We start from the raw sequence: 20,852 nt of genomic DNA, 5'->3' as shown, positions 1-20,852 counted from the left end.
CGACGGCCCTTCGTGCCCGGCTTTGGCTTCCGTTTTTTTAGCATCCAAGGAAAAGAGAAGAACGCATGAGTGCAATCGTTGACATCGTCGGCCGCGAAGTACTGGACAGCCGCGGCAACCCTACCGTCGAATGCGACGTGCTGCTCGAATCGGGCGTGATGGGCCGCGCCGCCGTGCCCTCGGGCGCCTCCACCGGCAGCCGCGAAGCCATTGAACTGCGTGACGGCGACAAGAGCCGCTACCTGGGCAAGGGCGTGTTGAAGGCCGTCGAGCACATCAACACCGAAATCTCCGAGGCCGTGCTGGGCCTGGACGCCTCCGAGCAGGCTTTCCTGGACAAGACCCTGATCGACCTCGACGGCACCGACAACAAGGGCCGCCTGGGTGCCAACGCGATGCTGGCCGTGTCCATGGCTGTGGCGCGCGCCGCAGCCGAGGAATCGGGCCTGCCGCTGTACCGCTACTTCGGCGGCATGGGCGGCATGCAGTTGCCGGTGCCGATGATGAACGTGATCAACGGTGGCGCACACGCCAACAACAGCCTGGACCTGCAAGAGTTCATGATCATCCCGGTCGGCGCGCCCAGCTTCCGCGAAGCCGTGCGCTATGGCGCCGAGGTGTTCCATGCACTCAAGAAGATCCTCAACGACCGCGGCATCAGCACGGCCGTGGGCGACGAAGGCGGTTTTGCCCCCAGCGTGGAAAGCCACGAAGCAGCGATCCAGCTGATCCTCGAAGCCATCGACAAGGCCGGCTTCACCGCGGGCGAGCAGATCGCCCTGGGCCTGGACTGCGCCGCCAGCGAGTTCTACAAGGATGGCAAGTACGTGCTGGCTGGCGAAGGCCTGTCGCTGTCGGCCGAGGAATGGACCAGCATGCTGGCCACCTGGGTCGACAAGTACCCGATCATCAGCATCGAAGACGGTATGGCCGAAGGCGACTGGGACGGCTGGAAGCACCTGACCGAAGTGCTGGGCAAGAAGGTGCAGTTGGTGGGCGACGACCTGTTCGTCACCAACACCAAGATCCTGCAAGAAGGCATCGACAAGGGCATTGCCAATTCGATCCTGATCAAGATCAACCAGATCGGCACGCTGACCGAAACCTTTGCCGCCATCGAGCTGGCCAAGCGCGCAGGCTACACGGCCGTCATTTCGCACCGCTCGGGCGAGACCGAGGACAGCACCATTGCCGACATCGCCGTGGGCACCAATGCCGGCCAGATCAAGACCGGCTCGCTCAGCCGCAGCGACCGTACCGCCAAGTACAACCAGTTGCTGCGCATCGAAGAAGACCTGGGCGACATCGCCTACTACCCGGGCCGTGCTGCGTTCTATAACTTGAAATGACACACCCCCAGGCTGCGCGCACTATGTGTCGCTTCGCCAACCCCCTTGCAGGGGGCACATCCAGCGGCCCGGCAAAGCCGGCTCCGCGGATGTCTGCGCACGGCCTGCTCTGCAGCCTTCGGTGTCGCCTACCGTCTCAAGCCGCCCTGGGGCGGCCCAGAGGGGCCTAGCGTCCTATGGTGAACAGGGCCGTTCCCATCGTACTGATCGCCGTGCTGGCGCTGCTGCACAGCCAGCTTTGGTTTGGCCGTGGCAGCGTGCCTGACGTCAAGCAGATGCAGCGCCGCATCGAGGCGCTCAAGGAATCCAACGCGCAGGCGCAATTGGTCAATGAGCGGCTGACCTCCGAGGTCGAGGACCTCAAGGGTGGCCTGGACATGGTCGAGGAAAAGGCACGCAGCGAACTGGGCATGGTCAAGCCCAACGAGATCCTGGTCCAAATCGCTAGATAAGGCACACCCCCAGGCTTCGCGCACTTCGTGTCGCTACGCCAACCCCCTTGCAGGGGGCACATCCTGCGGACTGGCAGAGCCAGATCCGCGGATGTCTTGGCTTGGCCTGCTCTGCGGCCTTTTGTGCGTAGCACCATTACGAAGCTATATGGCCGACCTTTTCACTGCCGAAGCCTTCACCCTTTGGGGTGCGCCGACCACCTGGGTGGAGGTGCTGGCCTTTGTGCTGGCGCTGTGGATGGTGCGCATGAACATCCGCGAAATCCACTGGGGCTGGCCGCTGGCTATTGTCAGTTCGGTGCTGTATTGCGGCGTGTTCTGGCGCAGCCGGCTGTATGCGGATGCCTCTTTGCAGGTCTTTTTTGCCGTGATCGCCCTCTGGGGCTGGGCGCAGTGGCTGCGTGGCCGGCGAGGAGACGGCGCGCCGCTGGCGATTGCGCGGCTGTCCTGGCGCGGACGCGGGATCGCGGTCTTGGTCACGCTGCTGCTGTGGCCGGCCATTGGCGGCTTTTTGCACCATTTCACCGACAGCGACGTGCCCTGGTGGGACGCTTTCCCGACAGCGCTGAGCCTGGTCGGGCAGTTTCTGCTGGGCCGCAAGTTCATCGAAAACTGGCTGGCCTGGCTGGTGGTGAACGTGGTGAGCGTGGGCCTGTTCGCCTACAAGGGCCTGTGGCTGACGGTGCTGCTGTATGTATTGTTTGCCGCCCTGAGCGTGGTCGGCTGGCGCGCCTGGCAGCGCCGTGCGGCGCTGGTGCCCGCATGACGCCGCCGCCCGCCATTGCCTTGCTGGGGGCCGAGAGCACCGGCAAGACCTCACTTGCCGACGCCTTGGCCGCGCACTTGCGCGCGCAGGGCTTGCGGGTGGCGCTGGTGCCCGAGGTGCTGCGCGCCTGGTGCGAGCGCGAGGGCCGCACGCCGCGCCCGGACGAGCAGCAGGCCATCGCCGAAGAGCAGGCACGGCAGGTGGACGATGCCGGTACCGTCGATCTGGTGATTGCCGACACCACGCCGGTAATGACTGCGGTCTACAGCGACCTGCTGTTTGAAGACCGCTCGCTCTATGCCTTTGCGCTGCAGCACCAGCGCCGCTATGCAGTCACCCTGCTGAGCGGCCTGGACTTGCCCTGGGTGGCGGACGGCCTGCAGCGCGACGGCCCGCATGTGCGCGAGCCGGTGGACGCCATGGTGCGCGCGGCGCTACAGGGCGCGAGCCTGCCCTTTCAGGTGATCTACGGCCAGGGCGACGAGCGGCTACGGCAAGCGCTTATAGCTATAAATAATATAGCTATAAGCCCAGGCCCCGCCTGGGCTAGAGCCACTTTTTCCTTAAAAAAAGAAATGCCCGCCAGTTGGGCCTGCGAAGCCTGCAGTGATCCAGACTGCGAGCACCGGCTGTTTGCCCGGCTGCTGGCAAAGCGGCAGCCGTAGCGCTATTGCACCGAGTTGCTGGCCGGTGGCAGCTGCGTCGGGCCGGTGAAGATCTGCGCGGCGTCCACCGGGTCGAAGCGGTACTGCAGGCCGCAGAACTCGCAGCCGACCTCGATCTCACCGCGCTCCTGGATGATGCCTTCGGCCTCTTCCGCGCCCAGGCTGCGGATCATGTTGGCCACACGCTCGCGGCTGCAGGTGCAGGCAAAGCGCGGGCCGGTGGCGCCGTCTTGCGGCACGAAGCGCAGCAGCTTTTCTTCCCAGAACAGGCGGCGCAGGATGGTGTCCACGTCCAGCGTCAGCAGCTCTTCGCGCGTCAGGCTGGCGGCCAGGTGGGAGATGCGGTTGTAGTCCTCGTTGTGGCCGATCTCGGCCTCGTTCTCGGCGCTGACCATGCTGCCTTCGAGGTTGCGCTCGCCCTGCAGCGGCATGCGCTGCACCAGCAGGCCGGCGGCCACCTTGTCGTCGGCGGCCAGTACCAGGATGGTGTCGAGCTGCTCGCTCTGCAGCATGTAGTGCTCCAGCACCGTGCTGAGCTTCTGCAACTTCTCGCGCCGGTCGCCAAACAGCGGCACCACGCCCTGGTAGGGCTGCTGGCCCGGGAACTTGTCCTTGGGGTCGAGCGTGATCGCGCAGCGGCCCTTGTTGTGCACATTGACCATGTCGCTCAGGCGCGCGTCGGGCGGTATCTCGCCCATCACCGAGGCGGTGGCGCGCAGGCTCAGGTCGGACTGCACCTCGGCTACCGCCAGCTTGAGCGGGCCGTCGCCAAAGATCTGCAGCACCAGGGCGCCGTTGAACTTGATGTTGGCCTGCATCAGCACGCCGGCTGCGGCCATCTCGCCCAGCAGCTCGGTCACGGGCAGCGGATAGGCGCCGGTGCTGGTGTTGGAGGCGCGGCGGCGCAGGATCTCGGTCCAGGCGTCGGTCAGGCGCACGATGGCGCCGCGTACCGGCATTCCGTCGAAGATGAATTTATGGAGTTCGGACACGCGGCTTTCCTGCTGGCAAAACAAACGGGCGGCCGAAGCCGCCCAATAACCGCCAATTGTAGAAAAAGCCGGCGGCCACCGCACCCCGGGCCGACAAAACCCCGCGCTACTTCAGGGCCCTGCCTGCCGCAGCGCCCAGCGGCAGGTGCAGCTGAGACGGCACAAACAGGCCGGTGTTGTCGTCCCGGCCCTGCAGCAGGTAGCGCGTGGCGGGCTTGCCGTAGTCACGCACGGCCTGGGCCGAGAACTGGCCGATGGCGGTCTTGGGGTCGCGCAGGCGGTTGATGATGAGCACCTTCTGCGTCTCCGGGAAGTCGGCCATCATGTTCTGGTCGCCCTCGCTGTCGCCAGCGACAAAGGCCGGCCCATAGCCGTAGCGGCTGACCAGGAAGCGCTGAATGTTCTTGGTCTTGCCCGGCCCCTGGGTCTGGTCGTAGCCGTGGCGGTAGTCGGGCTGGATGGCACCGGCGGCATCGCGCTCCAGCTCCATCGCAATGACGTGGTCGGCCTGCACACCGTAGCCAAAGGCCGGGTTGGAGGCGATCTCGCGCACCACATCGACGAACGACGCCGAGCACACCCAGATGTCAAAGCCCGCACCGCGCAGCCGCGCATAGAGGTCTTGCATCTCAGGCACCAGGCGCAAGCCGTTCTTCCAGCTGACCGAGACCACGCCGGCCTGGCCGGGCAGCGCGGCCGGGGTGGTCCACTTCACTTTCTCAACCGGTTGGCCCAGTTGCCAGGCTGCGGTGTCGGCGGTGAGCTGGCGCACCTGTGGCTCGGTCATGCCGGCGAACAGGTAGGTGACCCAGGGGTAGGCGGTGTCGTGGTCGAAGGTGTCGCCAATGGCCTCGTACAGGTAACGCAGTTTGGTGATGAAGGCCGCGTAGTGCGGGCTCTTCTGCACCTCGGCCAGCGACTGCGTGCCGCGCAGGCCGCTGTAGTGCTGATAGAGCCAGCTGTAGCTGGCGACGATGTCGGGCGCGATGCTGTCGATGCTGACTGGCTGGCCCGCCGCATTGTTGTAGGCCGGCAGGAAAGGCGTGCGCGGGATGTTGCGGCGCAAGGCCACTTCCAACTGGGCCGGCGTTGCGCCAAAGCGCAGGTTCTCCAGCTGGTAGATCAGCGTGGCTTCCTCGATGTCCAGGAAGATGCTGGTGTTGTCCCAGTCAAACACCGCATAGGGCGGCCGTGCTGCGTCATAGCCCGCGCTGCCCTTGCCCAGCCGCGCAATCATGGCGTCGAGCTGCTGGCGGTTGAAGGCATCCCAGCGGCCCGCCGCCAACGGCTGGGCTGCGGCTTGGGTCGGCGCGACGGCGGTCGGCGCCGTGCTGCAGCCAGCGGCCAGTACGGCGGCCAGTGCCAAAGGAAGAAGGCGGTGAAGAGGCAAGGAGCGCATGTCAGGCATTCAGGACAGAGTGGGGACGGAAGCAGGGATCAGGGGCAGCACGGCATCGCTCTCGTCCTTGAGTGCGACGCCGCTCAGGCCCAGGCGCTGAGACTGGCGCAGCAGCCAGGCCAGCTTGCGCGCAGCCGAGAGATAAGACAGCCCCTCGGGCCGCACATTGGAGATGCAGTTGCGCTCGGCGTCGTGGCGGCCACGTCGTGGGCCGTGCGTCAGGTACAGGCCCAGGCTGTCGGGCGAGCTGAGCCCCGGGCGCTCGCCGATCAGCATGGTGGACATGCCGGCGCCCAGGATCTCGCCCACCTCGTCGGCCACGGCCACACGGGCCTGGGTGACGATCACCACCGGCGTCTGCGCGCCGGCGACAGGCCATTGCGCGCGCAGCGCCTCCAGCAAGGGCAGCGCATGGCGCTGCACGGCAAGCGAAGACAGGCCATCGCCAATCACCAGGCACAGCTCGGGCTTGCCGGGCAATTGGGATGCCTGGGCGCGCAGTTGCTGCGCATCGTCTTCGTGCAGTTGCCGCCCCAGGTCCGGCCGGCGCAAATAGGTGGTGCGGTCGGGCGCCCGGCTGCGGGCGCGCAGCACCTCCCAGCCGGCCAGGCGCAGGCCGACCTCCAGCAGATCGACGTTGAGCGGCGCATGGATGGCGTCGCGTGCCATGGCATGGGCCCAGCCAAAGCGCAGCGACTCGTCCGTGGGCGTGGCCACGCCGGCGCGGCCCAGCGCGATGCGCGCCGGCGTGGCGCTGCGCCATTCGGTCCACGGGGTGGCAATCAGGCCGGTGTTGTCCTGGCTCATCGCAGCACCTCGCCCATGCCCGCCAGCAAGCGGTGCCCGGCGCTGGGCGGCAGCAGGCGCCCGCCGGCTCCGGTGATCTGCATGCGCTGCAGCCAGGCCTCGAACTCGGGCGCGCGCTGCAGGCCCAGGGTCTGGCGCAGAAACAGCGCGTCGTGAAAGGACGTGCTCTGGTAGTTGAGCATGATGTCGTCCGCGCCCGGCACGCCAATGACAAAGCTCAGGCCGGCCGCGCCCAGCAGCACCAGCAGCGTGTCCATGTCGTCCTGGTCGGCCTCGGCGTGGTTGGTGTAGCAGACGTCGCAGCCAATTGGCAGGCCCAGCAGCTTGCCGCAGCAATGGTCTTCCAGGCCGGCACGGATGATCTGCTTGCCGTCATACAGGTACTCGGGCCCGATGAAGCCGACCACGGTGTTGATCAGCAGCGGCTGGTAGCGCCGCGCCAGGGCATAGGCGCGCACCTCGCAGGTCTGCTGGTCTACGCCGTGGTGGGCATTGGCCGACAGCGCACTGCCCTGCCCTGTTTCGAAATACATCACGTTGTCGCCCACCGTGCCGCGCCCCAGGGAGCGGGCAGCAGCCCAGGCTTCGTCCAGTATCTCTGGCGTGACGCCGAAGGAGCGGTTGGTTTTTTCGGTACCGCCTATGGACTGGAACACCAGATCCACCGGCACGCCGGACTCAATCAACTGGATGGTGTTGGTGACATGGGTGAGCACGCAGCTCTGCGTCGGAATCTCGAAGCGCTGGATCAGCTCGTCGAACATGCGCGACAAATCCGCCAGCACCGGCATGCTGTCAGACACCGGGTTGATGCCGATCACCGCATCGCCCGCGCCGTACATCAGCCCGTCGAGCGTGGAGGCGGCCACGCCGCGCAAGTCGTCCGTTGGGTGGTTGGGCTGCAGGCGCACGGCCATGTGGCCCGGCAGGCCGATGGTGTTGCGAAAGCGCGTGACCACCCGGCACTTGCGCGCCACGGCGATCAGGTCCTGGTTGCGCATGAGCTTGCTCACCGCCGCCACCATCTCGGGTGTCAGGCCCGGCGCCAGGGCGCTCAGCGCCTCGGTCGTGGCCGCGTCGCCCAGCAACCAGTTGCGGAAATCGCCCACCGTCAGATGCGATACCGGCGCGAAGGCGGCAGCATCGTGGCTGTCGATGATCAGGCGGGTGATGTTGTCTTCTTCATACGGAACCAGCGCTTCGTTCAGGAAGGTCTTGAGCGGCAGCTCGGCCAGCACGTAGCGCGCCGCCATGCGCTGCTGCGCGGTGGCCGCGCCCACGCCCGCCAGGTAGTCGCCCGAGCGCGCCGGGCTGGCCATGGCCATGACCTGCTTCAGGTCATCGAAGGCGAACACCTGGCCGGCGATGGTGGTGCGGTAGATGGGCATGCTGCGTCAGCCGCGCGTGGCCAGCAGCTCGTCGGGCTGCACCTGGGCGCGGCGGCCAGCCGTCAACAAAAAGTAGACATAGGCCAGCGCCATCAGCCCCAGGAACAGCAGCGCCAGCACGCCGTTGAACCACACCATGGCGCCCAGGCAGGCCACGCCCAGCAGCAGCGCAATGAGCGGGAACACCGGGTAGAAAGGTGCACGGTAGGAGCGCTCCAGGAAGGGCTCGGCGCGGCGCAGCTTGAACAGCGAGGCCATGGACATGATGTACATCACGATGGCACCAAACACCGACATGGTGACGATGTTGGCCGTGAGCGTCTGGCCGCCAAAGCTGATCCATTGGTCGCTGAAGATGGCCGCGATCCCCACCACGCCACCGGCCAGCAGCGCGCGGTGCGGCGTCTGGAAGCGCGGGCTGAGCGCGGCAAAAGCACCCGGCAGATAGCCTGCACGCGCCAGCGCAAAGATCTGCCGCGAATAGCCCATGAGAATGCCGTGGAACGAGGCCACCAGCCCGAACAGGCCAATCCACACCATCATGTGCAGCCAGCCGCTGTTGGCGCCCACCACCGCCTTCATGGCCTGCGGCAGCGGGTCATTGATATTGGCCAGCGTGCGCCAGTCGCCCACGCCGCCGGCCATCAGCATCACGCCAAAGGCCAGGGTCACCAGCGTCAGGATGCCGGCGATATAGGCACGCGGGATGGTGCGCTGCGGGTCGCGCGCCTCTTCCGCCGCCATGGCCGCGCCCTCGATGGCCAAGAAGAACCAGATCGCGAACGGGATCGAGGCAAAGATGCCGGAGAGCGCGGCGCCATCAAACACATTGCTGCCAGCCCAACCGTTGGCAACGAAGTTCGCCAGCGACCAGCCCGGGGCGACTACGCCCATGAACACCAGCAGTTCGAAGATGGCCAGCAGGGTCACCACCAACTCGAAGGTGGCTGCAATGCCCACGCCCACCCAGTTCAGCGCGATGAAGACGACATAGGCGCCGGTGGCGATGTACTTCGGGTCCACGCCTGGGAACTGCACATTCAGGTAGGCCCCGATGGCCAGCGCAATGGCCGGTGGCGCAAAGACAAACTCCACCAGCGTGGCAAAGCCGGCGATAAAGCCCCCGGTCGGCCCGAAGGCGCGCCGGGCATAGGCAAATGGGCCGCCGGCGTGGGGAATGGCGGTGGACAGCTCGGTGAAGCTGAAGATGAAGGTGGTGTACATCGTCGCCACCAGCACGGTGGCCACCAGGAAACCCAGCGTGCCGGCCGTGGCCCAGCCGTAGCTCCAGCCAAAGTACTCGCCCGATATCACCAGCCCCACGGCAATGCCCCAGAGGCGGAACGGGCCCAGCACTTTCTGCAGGTGCGCGGGGGCGGATCGAGGTGTGGTCATGGTGGCTTCCCTGAAAAACGCGGCGCCGCCATTTGCGGGCGCCCAGCCAGGATTGCAGCAAAGCCCGGCCGGGGCCGCTATCCGAAATCGGAAATCCGCCGCCCGGCGCGCTGCTTTTTTCCACTTTGGGATAGCCGACAGCGGGGCCAACGGCACTTTTCTTGCTTGGACCCTGGCACACACCCCGACAACACGCACCGTGATGCCCTCCTTCGGCCATATGGGCCGCATCCCCACCGACATGCCCGCAGCCTGGTCCCTGGACCAACTGCGCTACGAAGTGCGCGCCAGCGGCGACGTGGACGAGCATGCCGGCAACATCTCGGCCTGGCAGCAGGAGTACGACCAGCTGTCCTGCGGGCGCTTTGCCGGCCAGGTGCGCGAGCTGTGGATCGACGGCCCGCGGCTGCAGGTCTTCCACGAGCACACGGCCCAGGAAACCAGCCAGCAGTGCATGCCCTGGCAAGGTGCGGTGTGGTTCGGCATCTCTGACGCCCGCCACCGCGAGCCCCTGCATTTCTGCGGCACGCAGCACAGCAACGCCGACAGGACCGTAATGCGCGCCCGGGCCCGCGACGGCTTTGCGCTGCGCACGCCGCGTGATTTCGGTATCTACGGCGTCGTCATGGACGAAGACTGGCTGCACGCCCAGGCCGACGCCCTGGGCCTGGCGCCACTGCCCAGCCTGGCCCAGGCAGCGGCGATTGCCCCCGCCGTGCACACCGCCCTATGCCAGACCATCGAAGCCCTGCTGCGCCTGGGCAGCAGCGGCGAAACAGGCCAGGCCTGGGGCCGGGTGGCGCTCAACGCCCTGTTGTCCCACCTGCTGCGCCTGCTGGCCAGCACTGGCGACGAGAGCGCCGCCCTGCCCGCATTGCGCGCCAGCCAGCGCCGCTTTGCCACGGTGATGGCCGCGCGTGAACTGGCCAGCCGCCCCAACCACGAAGCCCTGAGCGTGGATGATCTGTGCGCCCGCCTGCACCTCACCCGGCGCACGCTGCAGAACCACTTCCAGAGCGTGGTGGGCGAATCACCCGCGGATTTTTTGAAGGCCGTACGCCTGAACGCCTGCCGGCGCCACCTGCGCGAGGCCAGTACGACAGCGCAAACCGTGCAGGACGTGGCCGCCCAATGGGGCTTCTTCCACATGGGCCATTTCTCGCAGGACTACAAGCTGATGTTTGGCGAGCTGCCATCGCAGACGCTGCGGCAGCCGCCGACGCGGCATTAGCCGATGCGGTGTAAGCCGCTCTTGAAGCGGCGCGCATTCTCCACATAGTGCCGGGCGCTCTGCCGCAACCCTTCGATCTGCTCCGGGCTGAGCTGCTTCACCACCTTCGCCGGGCTGCCGATGATCATCGAGCCGTCCGGGAACTCCTTGCCCTCGGTCACCAGCGAACCGGCCCCGACCAGGCAGTTCTTGCCGATGCGGGCCCGGTTGAGCACCACCGCGCCGATACCGATCAGCGTCTCGTCGCCAATGGTGCAGCCGTGCAGCATGACCTGGTGGCCGACCGTGACGTTGTCGCCGATGGTGAGCGGCACGCCGGCATCCGTATGCAGCACGCTCAGGTCCTGGATGTTGCTGCCACGGCCGACACGGATCAGGTCGCTATCGCCGCGCAGCACCGTGCCGAACCAGACGCTGGCGTCCTCGCCCAGCTCTACATTGCCCAGCACCTGCGCACTGTCGGCCACCCAGGCCGAATCGGCGATGCGGGGCACGGTTCCATCCAACTCATAGATAGCCATCGGGGGAGTCTCCTTGGGAAAGGGGCATTGTAGGAACGCGCCCACAAGGTGGAAACCTAGAATCGACCCTCGCTTTTGCCTCGCCCCCATCCATGCCCACGCTCCGCCACCGCGCCCTGTCCGTTCTCCAGCAGTCTGATCCAGACCGCAAGGCCGAGTTGGCGCGCGGGCTTGGGGCCGGCTTGCCAAGTGGCGCGGCACTGGTGCTGGAAGAGCCCGCAGGCCTGCCCGGCCGCCCGGCATTGCCGCCATTGGTCGGCCATACCAAGGTCAAGCAGCGCTCCATCGCCACGCCCGAGGGGCGCGCCATCCTGCTGCATGCGCTGGCGCATATCGAGCTGAACGCGATCGACCTGGCCGCCGATGCCGTCTGGCGCTTTGCCGGCATGCCGGATGCGTTCTACGAGGACTGGGCGCAGGTGGCGCGCGAAGAGGCCTTGCACTTCCAGCTGCTGCGCGACCATCTGCAAGGCCTGGGTTACCGCTATGGCGACTTCCCGGCCCACAACGCGCTGTGGGAGATGGCCGAGCGCACCCGCCACGACGTGCTGGCCCGGGTTGCCTTGGTGCCGCGCACCATGGAGGCACGCGGGCTCGACGCCTCGCCTGCGGTGCGGCAAAAGCTGATCTCGGTCAGCGACCGGGCCGGCGCGGCCATCATCGACATCATCCTGCGCGACGAGATCGGCCATGTGGCCGTCGGCAACCGCTGGTATGGCTGGTTGTGCGCACAGCGCGGCCTGGAGCCGGTGGCCACCTATGCCGAGCTGACCAAGACCTACCAGGCACCACGCCTGCGTGGGCCCTTCAATCTGCCCGCACGGCAGGCGGCGGGCTTCACCGAGGCCGAGTTGCAGGCGCTGGTCGCCACGATCCCCTGAGCCTCACCGACTCTTCATAGAATGGGTCCGCCCCAACCGATTCACGCCCCGCCGCCTCACTGAAAGTTCCATGCTGCCTTCCATCGCCACCGAAACTGCACGCTCCGCCGCCGGGTCTTCGGCCATCATCGCCCGCCAGGCCATCGTCAATGCGCAGCAGGCCATCGTGGGCTATGAACTGTTCGACCGCTCGCAAGGCGCCGGCGCCCATACGGCGGCCAGCGACGTCACGCTGATCTTCCATGCGCTCTCGCATGCCGGCACCGAAGACCTGATCGGGCGCCTGCAGATCTTCATCAACTGCACCCACCACAGCCTGGCCGGCGGCCACCTGGAGCTGATCCAGCCCGACAAGGTGGTGCTGGAGCTGCCGCCGCTCGACCGGGCCGATGCGGACGACATCGAGAACCGCGTGCCCATGCTGGCAAGCCTGCGCGAGCGCGGCTTCCAGCTCGCCTTCACGCCCGACGTGCTGGACGAGGTCTACCGACCCTGGCTGGCGCTGGCCGACTACATCAAGTTCGACATCGCCCGCATGTCGCCGGCCGACATGGCCGAGCGCGTGCGCCGCGCCCAAACACAGTCCACGGCCGAGCTGGTCGCCGAGAAGGTCGAGACCGCCGAGCAGTACGAGGCCGCGCGTGCGCTGGGCTTTGGCCTGTTCCAGGGTTACTGGTTCGCGCGGCCTTCGGTGGTGGAGACACGGCTGGTGTCGCCGTCGCAGATCGCCACCATCGAACTGGTGAACCTGGTACGCCGCCAGGCCAGCACCGCCGAGATCGAAGAGGTGCTGAAGAAAGACGCCGGCCTGGCCTTCAACCTGATGCGGCTCATCAACTCTTCGGGCTTCGGCCTGGCACGCGAGGTCCACTCCTTCCGCCAGGCGGTGATGATCCTGGGCCTGAACAAGCTGTTCCGCTGGGCTGCCCTGCTGCTGCTGGCCTCCAAGAACGGCACGCCGCCCTCGGTCAGCAGCATGGCGGTGGTGCGCGGCCGGCTGATGGAGCTGCTGGTGGGCGAGCGCCTGCCGCAAGAGCAGCGCGAGCATGCCTTTGTCGTTGGCATCTTTTCGCTGCTGGACGTGATGCTGGGCATGTCCATGGAAAAAGCCCTGCAGTTGCTGACGCTACCGCAGCCCGTGGTCGATGCCCTGCTCCACCACACCGGCGCGCTGGGCACCTACCTGCAGCTCACCGAAGCCTGCGAGACCGGCGACGACCAGGCCTTCACCCAGGCGGCGGACGCGCTCGGGCTCAGCAGCCAGGAGGTCAACTGGGCCCACCTGCAGGCGCTGGCCTGGTCCGACGGCTTGCCAAGCGCACCCTAAAAACGACACCGCCCGAAAGGCGGCCGATTTCAGGGGGTCAACCGCGCCGGGTCCGTAAAATCTGCTTTCGCCAGAAACACATTCGAACACCGGACCGGCACGCATCCCATGACCTCCGAGACCTCCGTCAGCATCGAAGCAAGCCCCCTCGACCATCAGGCCAGCGACAGCCCCGCCCCGGTCGGCATGATTGCCCGCCAGGCCATCGTCGACCACAAGCGTGCGGTGTTCGGCTATGAGCTGTTCGACCGCTCCACCCAGGCGCACGGCCACACCGCGGCCTCGGACGCGGCCCTGCTGTTCAACGCCCTGTCCGGCGCCGACGCGGAAATGCTGATCGGCCGCAAGACGGTGTTCATCAACTGCACACACGAAAGCCTGGTGGGCGCCCACCTGGAGTTGATCCACCCCGAAAAGGTGGTGCTGGAGATCCCGACCTTGGCCGGCGACCCGCCGGAAGAGATTGCCGCGCGCGGCCAGGTATTGCAAAAGCTGCATGAGCGGGGCTTTCGCCTGGCCTTCAACCAATCCGTGCTGAAGAAGGCCTACCTGCCCTGGCTGCCGCTGGCCGCCTTCGTGAAGCTGGAGATGAACGCCTTCAAGCCGGAGATGGCCGAACCGCTGGTGCAGTTGGTGCGCAAGCACACCAAGGCGCAGATCATTGCGGAGAAGGTCGAGACCGTCGAGCAGCACCGCCTGATGGCCGACCTGAACGTGCCGCTGTTCCAGGGCTACTGGTTCGCCAAGCCCACGCTGGTGCAGACCAAGACCATCCGGCCTTCGCAGGCGACGATCCTGCAGTTGATCAACCTGGTGCGCAAGCAGTCCGAAATCGCCGAGATCGAGGAACTGCTCAAGCGCGACCCGACGCTGTCCTTCAACCTGCTGCGCTTCATCAACTCTTCGGGCTTTGGCTTGAACGTCGAAATCACCTCGTTCCGGCACGCGGTGATGATCCTGGGCATGAAGAAGCTGTTCCGCTGGGCAGCCCTGCTGCTGACCACCTCGCGCGACGGCACGCCGCCGGCGCTGGGCAGCACGGCCGTGGTGCGCGGCCGGCTGATGGAGCTGCTGGCGGCCGAGCTGATGCCGGCCGAAGAAAGCGACAACGCCTTTGTCGTCGGCGTGTTCTCGCTGCTCGACAGCATGCTGGGCTTACCGCTGGACCAGGCATTGGAATCAGTGGCGCTGCCGCAGCCGGTGCTCGATGCGCTGCTGCGCCGCACCGGCGTATTCGCGCCCCTGCTGGCGCTGACCGAAGCCTGCGAAAGCGGCGACGACAAGACCTTTGCCGAAGCCACCGAGGCGCTGGCCTTGTCCAACCACCAGGTGAACTGGGCCCATCTCAACGCGCTGGCCTGGGCCGAAGAGCTGGAATCGGCGGGCTGACAGGTTCAATCTGTCTTGATGCCCGCTGCGGAAATGATGCGGGCGTTGGCCGCGGATTCCGCCGCGATCTGTTTCGTGAAATCAGCCGCGCTGCCGCCAGCCGGCATGTTGTCGGCGGCGGTCAGCTTGGTGCGGATGTCTGCCTGCGCCAGGGCCGTGTTGATCTCTGCGTTCAGGCGCTCCAGCACTGCGGCTGGCGTGCGGGCCGGCGCGAAGATGCCAAACACCGAAGATTGGTTGGCCGGCGCGTAGCCCAGCTCGGCCAGCGTTGGCACCTGCGGCAGGTTCTCCAGCCGGGCCGGCGCGCCCACCGCCAGCGGCCGCAGCTTGCCGGACTTGATCTGCGCATCCACCGCCGGGCCGGCATTGGTGGACAGGATCTCGAACTGGCCGCCGAGCGCATCGGTCATCTGCTGGCCACCGCCCTTGTAGGGCACGTGCGTGACCGAGACCTTGGCGCTGGCCATGATCTGCTCCAGCATGATGTGGCCGACCGAGGCCTGCCCCGACGTGGCCCAGCGCACCGCGCCGGGCTTGGCGCGCGCCTCTGCCAGCAAGGCGCGGAAATCTGGCGCGCTGCTGGCCGAGGTGGCCAACAGCAGCACCGGCGAATACATCACGCTGGCCACCGGCGCGATGTCGCGCACTGGGTCGAAGGGCGAGCGGCCCAACAACGGGTTGAGCGCCAGCGGGCTGATCGACGAGAAGCCGATGGTGTAGCCATCCGGCGCCGCCTTGGCCACTGCATCCATGCCAATGCTGCCGCTGGCGCCGGCCTTGTTGTCGACCACCACCGTCGTGCCCAACTGCTGGCCCAGCCGCTCGGCCAGCGCTCGCGCCACGTTGTCGCTGACGCCACCGGCCGGGTAGGCCACCACCAGGCGGATCGGTTTGCCCGCAGGCCAGGCCGGTGCCGTGGACTGGGCATGGCCCAGCAGCGGCAATAGGAAAAGAGTGGCAACAAGGGCGCGGCGGGCAGGCGAAGTCATCGGACGAGGCTCAAAAAGTCAGAACAAGGGGAAGGCGCGCGTCTCAAAGACCAATTTCAGCTGGCTTTGAGGCCGCGCGTACGGATCAGGCTCGACCATTTTGCGTTGTCCTCGCGCACGAAGTCGGTAAAGGCCTGCGGCCCGAGCGGATGCACCTCGGCACCGGCGGCAGCAAAGCGGGACTTGACGTCGGCCTGGGCCAGCACGCGCGTCAGCTCGGCGGCCAGGCGCTCCACCACCTCGCGCGGCATGCCGGCGGGGCCGACCAGGCCCTGGAAACCAACCGCCTCCATGCCAGGCAGGCCCAGCTCGCGCACCGTGGGCACATCAGGCAGTTGCGGGTCGCGCGCCGGGCCAGTCACCGCCAGCGCCTTGAGCTTGCCGCCCTTGATCTGCGGCAGCAGCACGGTGCCGGCATCGATCAGGATCTGCGTCTGCCCGCCTATCAGTTCCTGCACCGCAGGCGCGCTGCCCTTGTAGGGGATGTGCGTCATGTCCAGCTGCGCCACCTGGTTCATCAGCTCGCCGTTCAGGTGGGTGGAAGTGCCAGTGCCGCCAGAAGAGAAATTGACCTTGCCGGGCTGCCCCTTGGCCCAGGCGACGAACTCGCGCAGGTCGTGCGCCGGGTGGTCGGGCCGGGTCACGGCGATGTAGCTGCCCTGGCTGATCTGGCCGATGTAGGTGAACTGCTTGAGCGGGTCATAGGGCATCTTGGGCTGCAGGTAAGGCGCGATGGCAAACGGCCCGGTATTGGCCAGCAGCAGCGTGTAGCCGTCAGGCGCGGCGCGCACCAGTTCGCCCGCAGCCAGCATGCCGCCGGCACCAGGCTTGTAGTCGACGATGACCTGCTGGCGCAGCAGTTCCTGCAGCGGCTGCTGCACCGTACGCGCGGCAAAGTCCACGCCGCCGCCGGGCGGGTAGCCGACGATCAGGCGGATGGTCTTGGCCGGATAGGCCTGCTGGGCCAGCGCCGGCAATGCAGCAGTAGCAAGCAGGCCGGCAATGGCGTGGCGGCGGTTGAGTTGGTGCATGGAAGTTCTCCTCTTTGGATCAATTTTCTAGGTTGGAAAGTACAAAAAGCCGCGGAGCAGGCCATAGGCAAACCGCCGCGGAACTGGCTTTTCCAGGCCGCAGGCGGTGCCCCTGCAAGGGAAGCCTGGGGGGGCAGCATCTACCCCCTCGGATGGTGCTGCTGGTGCAGCGTCTTCAGCCGCTCACGCGCCACGTGGGTGTAGATGGTGGTGGTGGAGATATCGGCGTGGCCCAGCAGCAGTTGCACGGCGCGCAGGTCGGCGCCGTGGTTGAGCAAGTGGGTGGCGAAGGCGTGGCGCAGGGTGTGTGGCGACAGCTTGCCGTGGATGCCGGCGGCCAGCGCATGCTTGTGCACGATGAGCCAGAAGGCCATGCGCGTCATGCCGGCGCCCAGGCCGGTGACAAACAAATCCTCGCTCTGCCGGCCCGCCAGGATGGCCGGGCGGCTCTCTGCCATGTAGCGGGTCAGCCAGTCGCGCGCCAGCATGCCGAAGGGCACCAGGCGCTCTTTGGCGCCCTTGCCGGTGACACGCACGATGCCGTCCTGCATCGACAGCTCGAACACGCGCAGCGCCACCAGCTCGCTCACGCGCAGGCCGCTGGCGTAGAGCAGCTCCAGCATGGCGCGGTCGCGCAGGCCCAGCGGCGTGCTGGTGTCGGGCGCGGCCAGCAGGGCCTCGACCTGGGGTTCCGTCAGATTGCTGGGGTTGCGTTGCGGCGTGTGCGCGGCCAGCAGGCGCAGCGTCGGGTCGGCGCTGATGGTGCCTTCGCGCAAGGCCCAGTGGAAGTAGCGGCGGAACACCGTCAGGCGGCGATTGGCGGTGGTGGGCTTGGTGGCCTCGTGCTGCTCGGCGAAGTAGCCCTGCAGGGTTTGTTCGGTCGATTCATCCAAGGCCGGCCCCTGCGCCTGCAGCCAGGCGGCATAGAGCGAGAGATCGCGCCGGTAAGCGGCCAGGGTGTTGCGCGAGAGCCCGTCTTCCAGCCACAGCGCGTCGATGAAAGCGTCGATGCGGTGCTGGCTGGGCGTGGTGGCGGTCATGCGCCGACCATAGCAAAAAAGGCCGCAAAAAAGCCGCCGGCACAGGGCACGGCGGCTTTTTGATGGGCGCCCCGCACGGTGGCGGGCGCGGCTCACTCCAGCGTGAGCTTTTGCTCGGTCACGACCTTCTTGTAGATCGCGTATTCGTCCTTGATTTCCTGGGCGAACTGGGCCGGCGTGTTGCCGATGACGATGGAGTCGGTGTCCTCGATGCGCTTGCGCACGGCCGGGTCTTCAAGTGCCTTGCGCACCGCTGCATTGAGCTTGTCGACGATGTCCTGCGGCATACCCTTGGGGCCCAGGATGCCGTAGTAGGCCATGCGGTTGACGGGCTCCAGGCCCACTTCCTTGAAGGTGGGCACATTGGGCAGCGCGGCCAGGCGTTGCGGCGCCGACACCACGATGGGCACCAGCCGGCCGGCCTTGATGAAGGGCAGTGCGGAGGGCAGGTTATCAAAGATCATCGGCACCTGGCCGGCCACCGTGTCGTTCAGGGCCGGGCCCGCGCCACGGTAGGGGATGTGGGTGACGAAGGTGTGGGTCAGGCTCTTGTAGGTCTCCATCAGCAGGTGGCCAATGCCGCCCGCACCAGAGGACGAGTACGAATACTTGCCCGGCGACTTCTGCAGCTCGGCCACGAACTCCTTGTAGTTCTTGGCCGGGAAATTGGGGTTGACCGCGATGATGTTGGGCGTCGCGGCAATGTTGATGATGGGCGTGAAGTCGGTCACCGGGTTGTACGGGACCCTGGGATTGATGGCCGGATTGGTGGCCGTGCTCGACACTGTGGCCAGGCCCAGCGCATAGCCATCAGGTGCGGACTTGGCCGTATCGTTGGCGCCAACGATGCCGCCGCCGCCGGCCTTGTTCTCGACGATGACGGGCTGGCCCAGCACCTTGCCCAGCGGGTCGGCAATGACGCGGGCAATGATGTCGGTGGTGCCGCCGGGCGCGAACGGGACAACCAGCCGGATCGGCTTGTTCGGGTAGCCCTGCGCAAAGGCCGTGCTCGTGACAGCAGCCATGGCAGCAAGCACCACAAGGTTTCGACGTTGCATAAACACACTCCTCATAAGATTTCGAAACAAGCGCTTGATGCTAATGCGCGCAGCCGCCGCCCTCCCCCCATCAGGGCGGCCAATTTCCTGGGGAAAACCCGTGGTGCGGTGCACAAAAAAGGCAGCAGCGCGGCGCCCGCAAGACGGCTGCTATCCTGCCCGCCGTGAACTACGCGCTGCTGCTCTTCCCCGACTTCTCCCTGATCCTTCTTGGCTACCTGATCTGCCGCTTCACGCCGCTCAATCGGCCCATCTGGGAGGCGGTGGAGGCACTGGTTTACTACTTCCTGTTCCCGGTCCTGCTGTTTCACTCCATCGTGCGCAGCCCGCTGGATTTGCGCGCGGCCTCGGACCTGATCGCCGCCGGGCTGCTGCTGGGCCTGGTGGCCGTGGTGCTGGCCTATGCCCTGCCCAAGCTGCCCTGGCTGGGCCCGCGCATTGACCACCGCGACGCAGCGGCCAGCGCGCAGGTGGCCTTCCGCTTCAACTCCTTCATTGCGCTGGCGCTGGCCGAGCGGCTGGGCGGGCCGCAAGGTTTGCAGATGATCGCGGTGCTGATCGGCCTGTGCGTGCCGCTGTTCAATATCGCTGCAGTCTTGCCGATGGCTCGGCACGGTGGCCACCGCGTGCTGGGCGCCATCGTGCGCAACCCGCTGATCATTGCCACCACGCTGGGCCTGGTCTGCAACCTGGTCGGCCTGCGCGTGCCGGACTGGCTCACGCCCACCTTCGTGCGCATTGGCAATGCCTCGCTGGCGCTGGGGTTGATGTCGGCCGGCGCCGGCATGCAGTTTGCGGCGATGGCCGGTGGCGCGCTGCTGGCCTCTGCGGTGCTGTCGATCCGCCATCTGGTGCTGCCGCTGGTGGCCGTTGTGCTGGCGCGGCTGCTGCGGCTGGAGAGCGCGCAGGCGACCATGCTGATGGCGTTTTCTGCCCTGCCGACCGCCTCTACCTGCTATGTGCTGGCGCAGCGCATGGGCTACAACGGGCCGTATGTGGCGGGGCTGGTGACGCTGTCCACCATCCTCGGCGTGCTGAGCCTGCCGTTTGCATTCTGGCTCGCATCAAGCTATTGATTTAATAGCAATATGCCGGCACCAGTATTGGGCTACAGGCACTTTTCTTCAAATTTTTTGGGTTCCAGCGCCCAGGCCACGTGCTCGCGCACCAGCGCATCGGGGTGCTCTGTGCGGCGTTGCAGCGCGGCGCGCTCGGCCTCGCCGCCCGCACCTGAGCGCAGCGCATTGCCCAGCGCCACCGCCACATTGCGCAGCCAGCGCGCGTGGCCGATGCGGCGGATCGGGCCACCTTCGGTGCGGCGCAGGAAGTCGTCCTCGCTCCAGTCCATGAGGGCCGCCAGCGGCTGGCCGAACAAACCGGGGCGCGCGTCGAAATCCGCCAGCGTGGCCGGCCGCGCGTACTTGTTCCAGGGGCAGGCCAGTTGGCAGTCGTCGCAGCCGTAGATGCGGTTGCCGATCAGGGGCCGCAGCTCGAGCGGGATCGGCCCGGCGTGCTCGATGGTCAGGTAAGAGATGCAGCGCCGCGCATCCAGCCGCTGCGGCGCGATGATGGCCTGTGTCGGGCAGACGTCGATACACGCGCGGCACTGGCCGCAATGCGCGGTGACCGGCGCGCTCGCGGGCAGTGGCAGGTCGAGGTAGATCTCGCCCAGGAAGAACATCGAGCCGCCCTCGCGGTTCAGCACCAGCGTGTGCTTGCCGCGCCAGCCCTGGCCGCTGCGCGCGGCCAGCTCGGCCTCCAGCACCGGCGCCGAATCAGTGAAGGCGCGGTGGCCGATGGGGCCCACCTCTTGCGCGATGCGCTCGGCCAGCTTTTGCAGGCGGCTGCGCAGCACCTTGTGGTAGTCACGGCCCCGGGCATAGACCGAGACGATGCCTTCGGTGGGGCGCTCCAGCCGTGCAAATTCAATGCCCTGCCAGCCCTCTGGCGTGGCCATGGGCAGGTAGTCCATGCGCACCGTCAGCACGCTGACCGTGCCCGGCACCAGCTCGGCCGGCCGCGCGCGGCGCAAGCCGTGCGACTCCATGTAATGCATGCTGCCGTGGAACCCCTGCTCCAGCCAGGACACCAACCCCGCTTCAGCGGAGGACAAATCCACCCCCGTCACGCCGATTTGGGAGAATCCCAGTTCGCGTGCCCATTCCTGAATCC

General features: G+C 66.8%; 20 protein-coding genes. 9 read left to right on the top strand and 11 right to left on the bottom strand.

Annotated elements, in window-relative coordinates; genetic code table 11:
* Nucleotides 1-65 precede the first annotated feature (65 nt).
* The 4 genes from eno to AAFF27_10660 all read left to right on the top strand — a co-directional run bounded on the left by eno (nt 66) and on the right by AAFF27_10660 (nt 3,232).
* Nucleotides 66-1,349 carry a phosphopyruvate hydratase gene (eno, locus tag AAFF27_10675; protein ID XAH25623.1) on the top strand — a complete coding sequence of 428 codons (1,284 nt, stop codon included), beginning with the start codon at nt 66-68 and terminating at the stop codon, nt 1,347-1,349.
* Nucleotides 1,350-1,525: 176 nt separating this feature from the next.
* Nucleotides 1,526-1,801 (top strand): septum formation initiator family protein, encoded by a 276-nt coding sequence (locus AAFF27_10670; GenBank protein XAH25622.1) that lies wholly within the window; start codon nt 1,526-1,528, stop codon nt 1,799-1,801.
* 148 nt (nt 1,802-1,949) lie between these two features.
* The gene (gene pnuC, locus AAFF27_10665) at nt 1,950-2,567 is read left to right on the top strand and encodes a nicotinamide riboside transporter PnuC (protein ID XAH25621.1); all 618 of its coding nucleotides are present in this window, start codon (nt 1,950-1,952) and stop codon (nt 2,565-2,567) included.
* Nucleotides 2,564-3,232: an ATP-binding protein gene (locus AAFF27_10660; GenBank protein ID XAH25620.1), complete on the top strand. Its 669-nt coding sequence runs from the start codon at nt 2,564-2,566 to the stop codon at nt 3,230-3,232. The genes pnuC and AAFF27_10660 overlap by 4 nt, the downstream gene beginning before the upstream one ends.
* A 2-nt stretch (nt 3,233-3,234) precedes the next feature.
* Here the strand turns inward: AAFF27_10660 and AAFF27_10655 are convergent, their stop codons facing one another.
* The 5 genes from AAFF27_10655 to eat form a co-directional block, all read right to left on the bottom strand.
* Nucleotides 3,235-4,224, bottom strand: a complete 990-nt coding sequence (locus AAFF27_10655) for an Hsp33 family molecular chaperone HslO (GenBank protein ID XAH25619.1) — start codon at nt 4,222-4,224, stop codon at nt 3,235-3,237.
* A gap of 106 nt (nt 4,225-4,330) precedes the next feature.
* Nucleotides 4,331-5,623 carry an HAD family hydrolase gene (locus AAFF27_10650; protein ID XAH25618.1) on the bottom strand — a complete coding sequence of 431 codons (1,293 nt, stop codon included), beginning with the start codon at nt 5,621-5,623 and terminating at the stop codon, nt 4,331-4,333.
* Between the two features lie 9 nt (nt 5,624-5,632).
* Nucleotides 5,633-6,430, bottom strand: a complete 798-nt coding sequence (gene eutC / locus AAFF27_10645; GenBank protein XAH25617.1) for an ethanolamine ammonia-lyase subunit EutC — start codon at nt 6,428-6,430, stop codon at nt 5,633-5,635.
* A complete protein-coding gene (locus AAFF27_10640; protein XAH25616.1) occupies nt 6,427-7,818 on the bottom strand; it encodes an ethanolamine ammonia-lyase subunit EutB in 1,392 nt (463 codons plus the stop codon). Before AAFF27_10640 ends, eutC begins: the two co-directional genes overlap by 4 nt.
* Before the next feature lie 6 nt (nt 7,819-7,824).
* Nucleotides 7,825-9,213, bottom strand: coding sequence for an ethanolamine permease (gene eat, locus AAFF27_10635; protein XAH25615.1), 1,389 nt, complete (start codon nt 9,211-9,213; stop codon nt 7,825-7,827).
* Between the two features lie 202 nt (nt 9,214-9,415).
* Between eat and AAFF27_10630 the strand changes: the two genes are divergently transcribed.
* The gene (locus tag AAFF27_10630; GenBank protein XAH26203.1) at nt 9,416-10,444 is read left to right on the top strand and encodes a helix-turn-helix domain-containing protein; all 1,029 of its coding nucleotides are present in this window, start codon (nt 9,416-9,418) and stop codon (nt 10,442-10,444) included.
* On the opposite strand, the gene AAFF27_10625 is transcribed toward AAFF27_10630, so the two are convergent.
* Nucleotides 10,441-10,965 carry a gamma carbonic anhydrase family protein gene (locus AAFF27_10625; GenBank protein ID XAH25614.1) on the bottom strand — a complete coding sequence of 175 codons (525 nt, stop codon included), beginning with the start codon at nt 10,963-10,965 and terminating at the stop codon, nt 10,441-10,443. The genes AAFF27_10630 and AAFF27_10625 overlap by 4 nt on opposite strands.
* Before the next feature lie 92 nt (nt 10,966-11,057).
* On the opposite strand from AAFF27_10625, the gene AAFF27_10620 reads away from it, so the two are divergent.
* The 3 genes from AAFF27_10620 to AAFF27_10610 all read left to right on the top strand — a co-directional run bounded on the left by AAFF27_10620 (nt 11,058) and on the right by AAFF27_10610 (nt 14,562).
* Nucleotides 11,058-11,846 (top strand): ferritin-like domain-containing protein, encoded by a 789-nt coding sequence (locus AAFF27_10620; GenBank protein XAH25613.1) that lies wholly within the window; start codon nt 11,058-11,060, stop codon nt 11,844-11,846.
* 70 nt (nt 11,847-11,916) lie between these two features.
* The gene (locus AAFF27_10615) at nt 11,917-13,173 is read left to right on the top strand and encodes an HDOD domain-containing protein (protein XAH25612.1); all 1,257 of its coding nucleotides are present in this window, start codon (nt 11,917-11,919) and stop codon (nt 13,171-13,173) included.
* Nucleotides 13,174-13,281: 108 nt separating this feature from the next.
* Nucleotides 13,282-14,562, top strand: a complete 1,281-nt coding sequence (locus tag AAFF27_10610) for an HDOD domain-containing protein (GenBank protein ID XAH25611.1) — start codon at nt 13,282-13,284, stop codon at nt 14,560-14,562.
* A gap of 5 nt (nt 14,563-14,567) precedes the next feature.
* On the opposite strand, the gene AAFF27_10605 is transcribed toward AAFF27_10610, so the two are convergent.
* The 4 genes from AAFF27_10605 to AAFF27_10590 all read right to left on the bottom strand — a co-directional run bounded on the left by AAFF27_10605 (nt 14,568) and on the right by AAFF27_10590 (nt 18,680).
* Complete coding sequence (locus AAFF27_10605; GenBank protein ID XAH25610.1) at nt 14,568-15,551, bottom strand: tripartite tricarboxylate transporter substrate binding protein; 984 nt, start codon at nt 15,549-15,551, stop codon at nt 14,568-14,570.
* A 56-nt stretch (nt 15,552-15,607) separates the two neighbouring features.
* Nucleotides 15,608-16,582, bottom strand: coding sequence for a tripartite tricarboxylate transporter substrate binding protein (locus AAFF27_10600; GenBank protein XAH25609.1), 975 nt, complete (start codon nt 16,580-16,582; stop codon nt 15,608-15,610).
* Nucleotides 16,583-16,722: 140 nt separating this feature from the next.
* On the bottom strand, nt 16,723-17,622 hold the full coding sequence (xerD, locus tag AAFF27_10595) for a site-specific tyrosine recombinase XerD (protein ID XAH25608.1): 900 nt from the start codon (nt 17,620-17,622) through the stop codon (nt 16,723-16,725).
* A gap of 92 nt (nt 17,623-17,714) precedes the next feature.
* The gene (locus AAFF27_10590; GenBank protein XAH25607.1) at nt 17,715-18,680 is read right to left on the bottom strand and encodes a tripartite tricarboxylate transporter substrate binding protein BugE; all 966 of its coding nucleotides are present in this window, start codon (nt 18,678-18,680) and stop codon (nt 17,715-17,717) included.
* Nucleotides 18,681-18,844: 164 nt separating this feature from the next.
* On the opposite strand from AAFF27_10590, the gene AAFF27_10585 reads away from it, so the two are divergent.
* Nucleotides 18,845-19,756 (top strand): AEC family transporter, encoded by a 912-nt coding sequence (locus AAFF27_10585; protein ID XAH25606.1) that lies wholly within the window; start codon nt 18,845-18,847, stop codon nt 19,754-19,756.
* 32 nt (nt 19,757-19,788) lie between these two features.
* On the opposite strand, the gene queG is transcribed toward AAFF27_10585, so the two are convergent.
* Nucleotides 19,789-20,850, bottom strand: a complete 1,062-nt coding sequence (queG, locus tag AAFF27_10580; GenBank protein XAH26202.1) for a tRNA epoxyqueuosine(34) reductase QueG — start codon at nt 20,848-20,850, stop codon at nt 19,789-19,791.
* Nucleotides 20,851-20,852: the final 2 nt, after the last annotated feature.

Origin of the sequence: Xylophilus sp. GW821-FHT01B05 (genome assembly GCA_038961845.1) — a bacterium.
In the GTDB taxonomy this organism is placed as follows: domain Bacteria; phylum Pseudomonadota; class Gammaproteobacteria; order Burkholderiales; family Burkholderiaceae_C; genus Xylophilus.
Note: the sequence above shows the minus strand (reverse complement) of the source record. Positions and strands in the feature narration are given on the sequence as shown.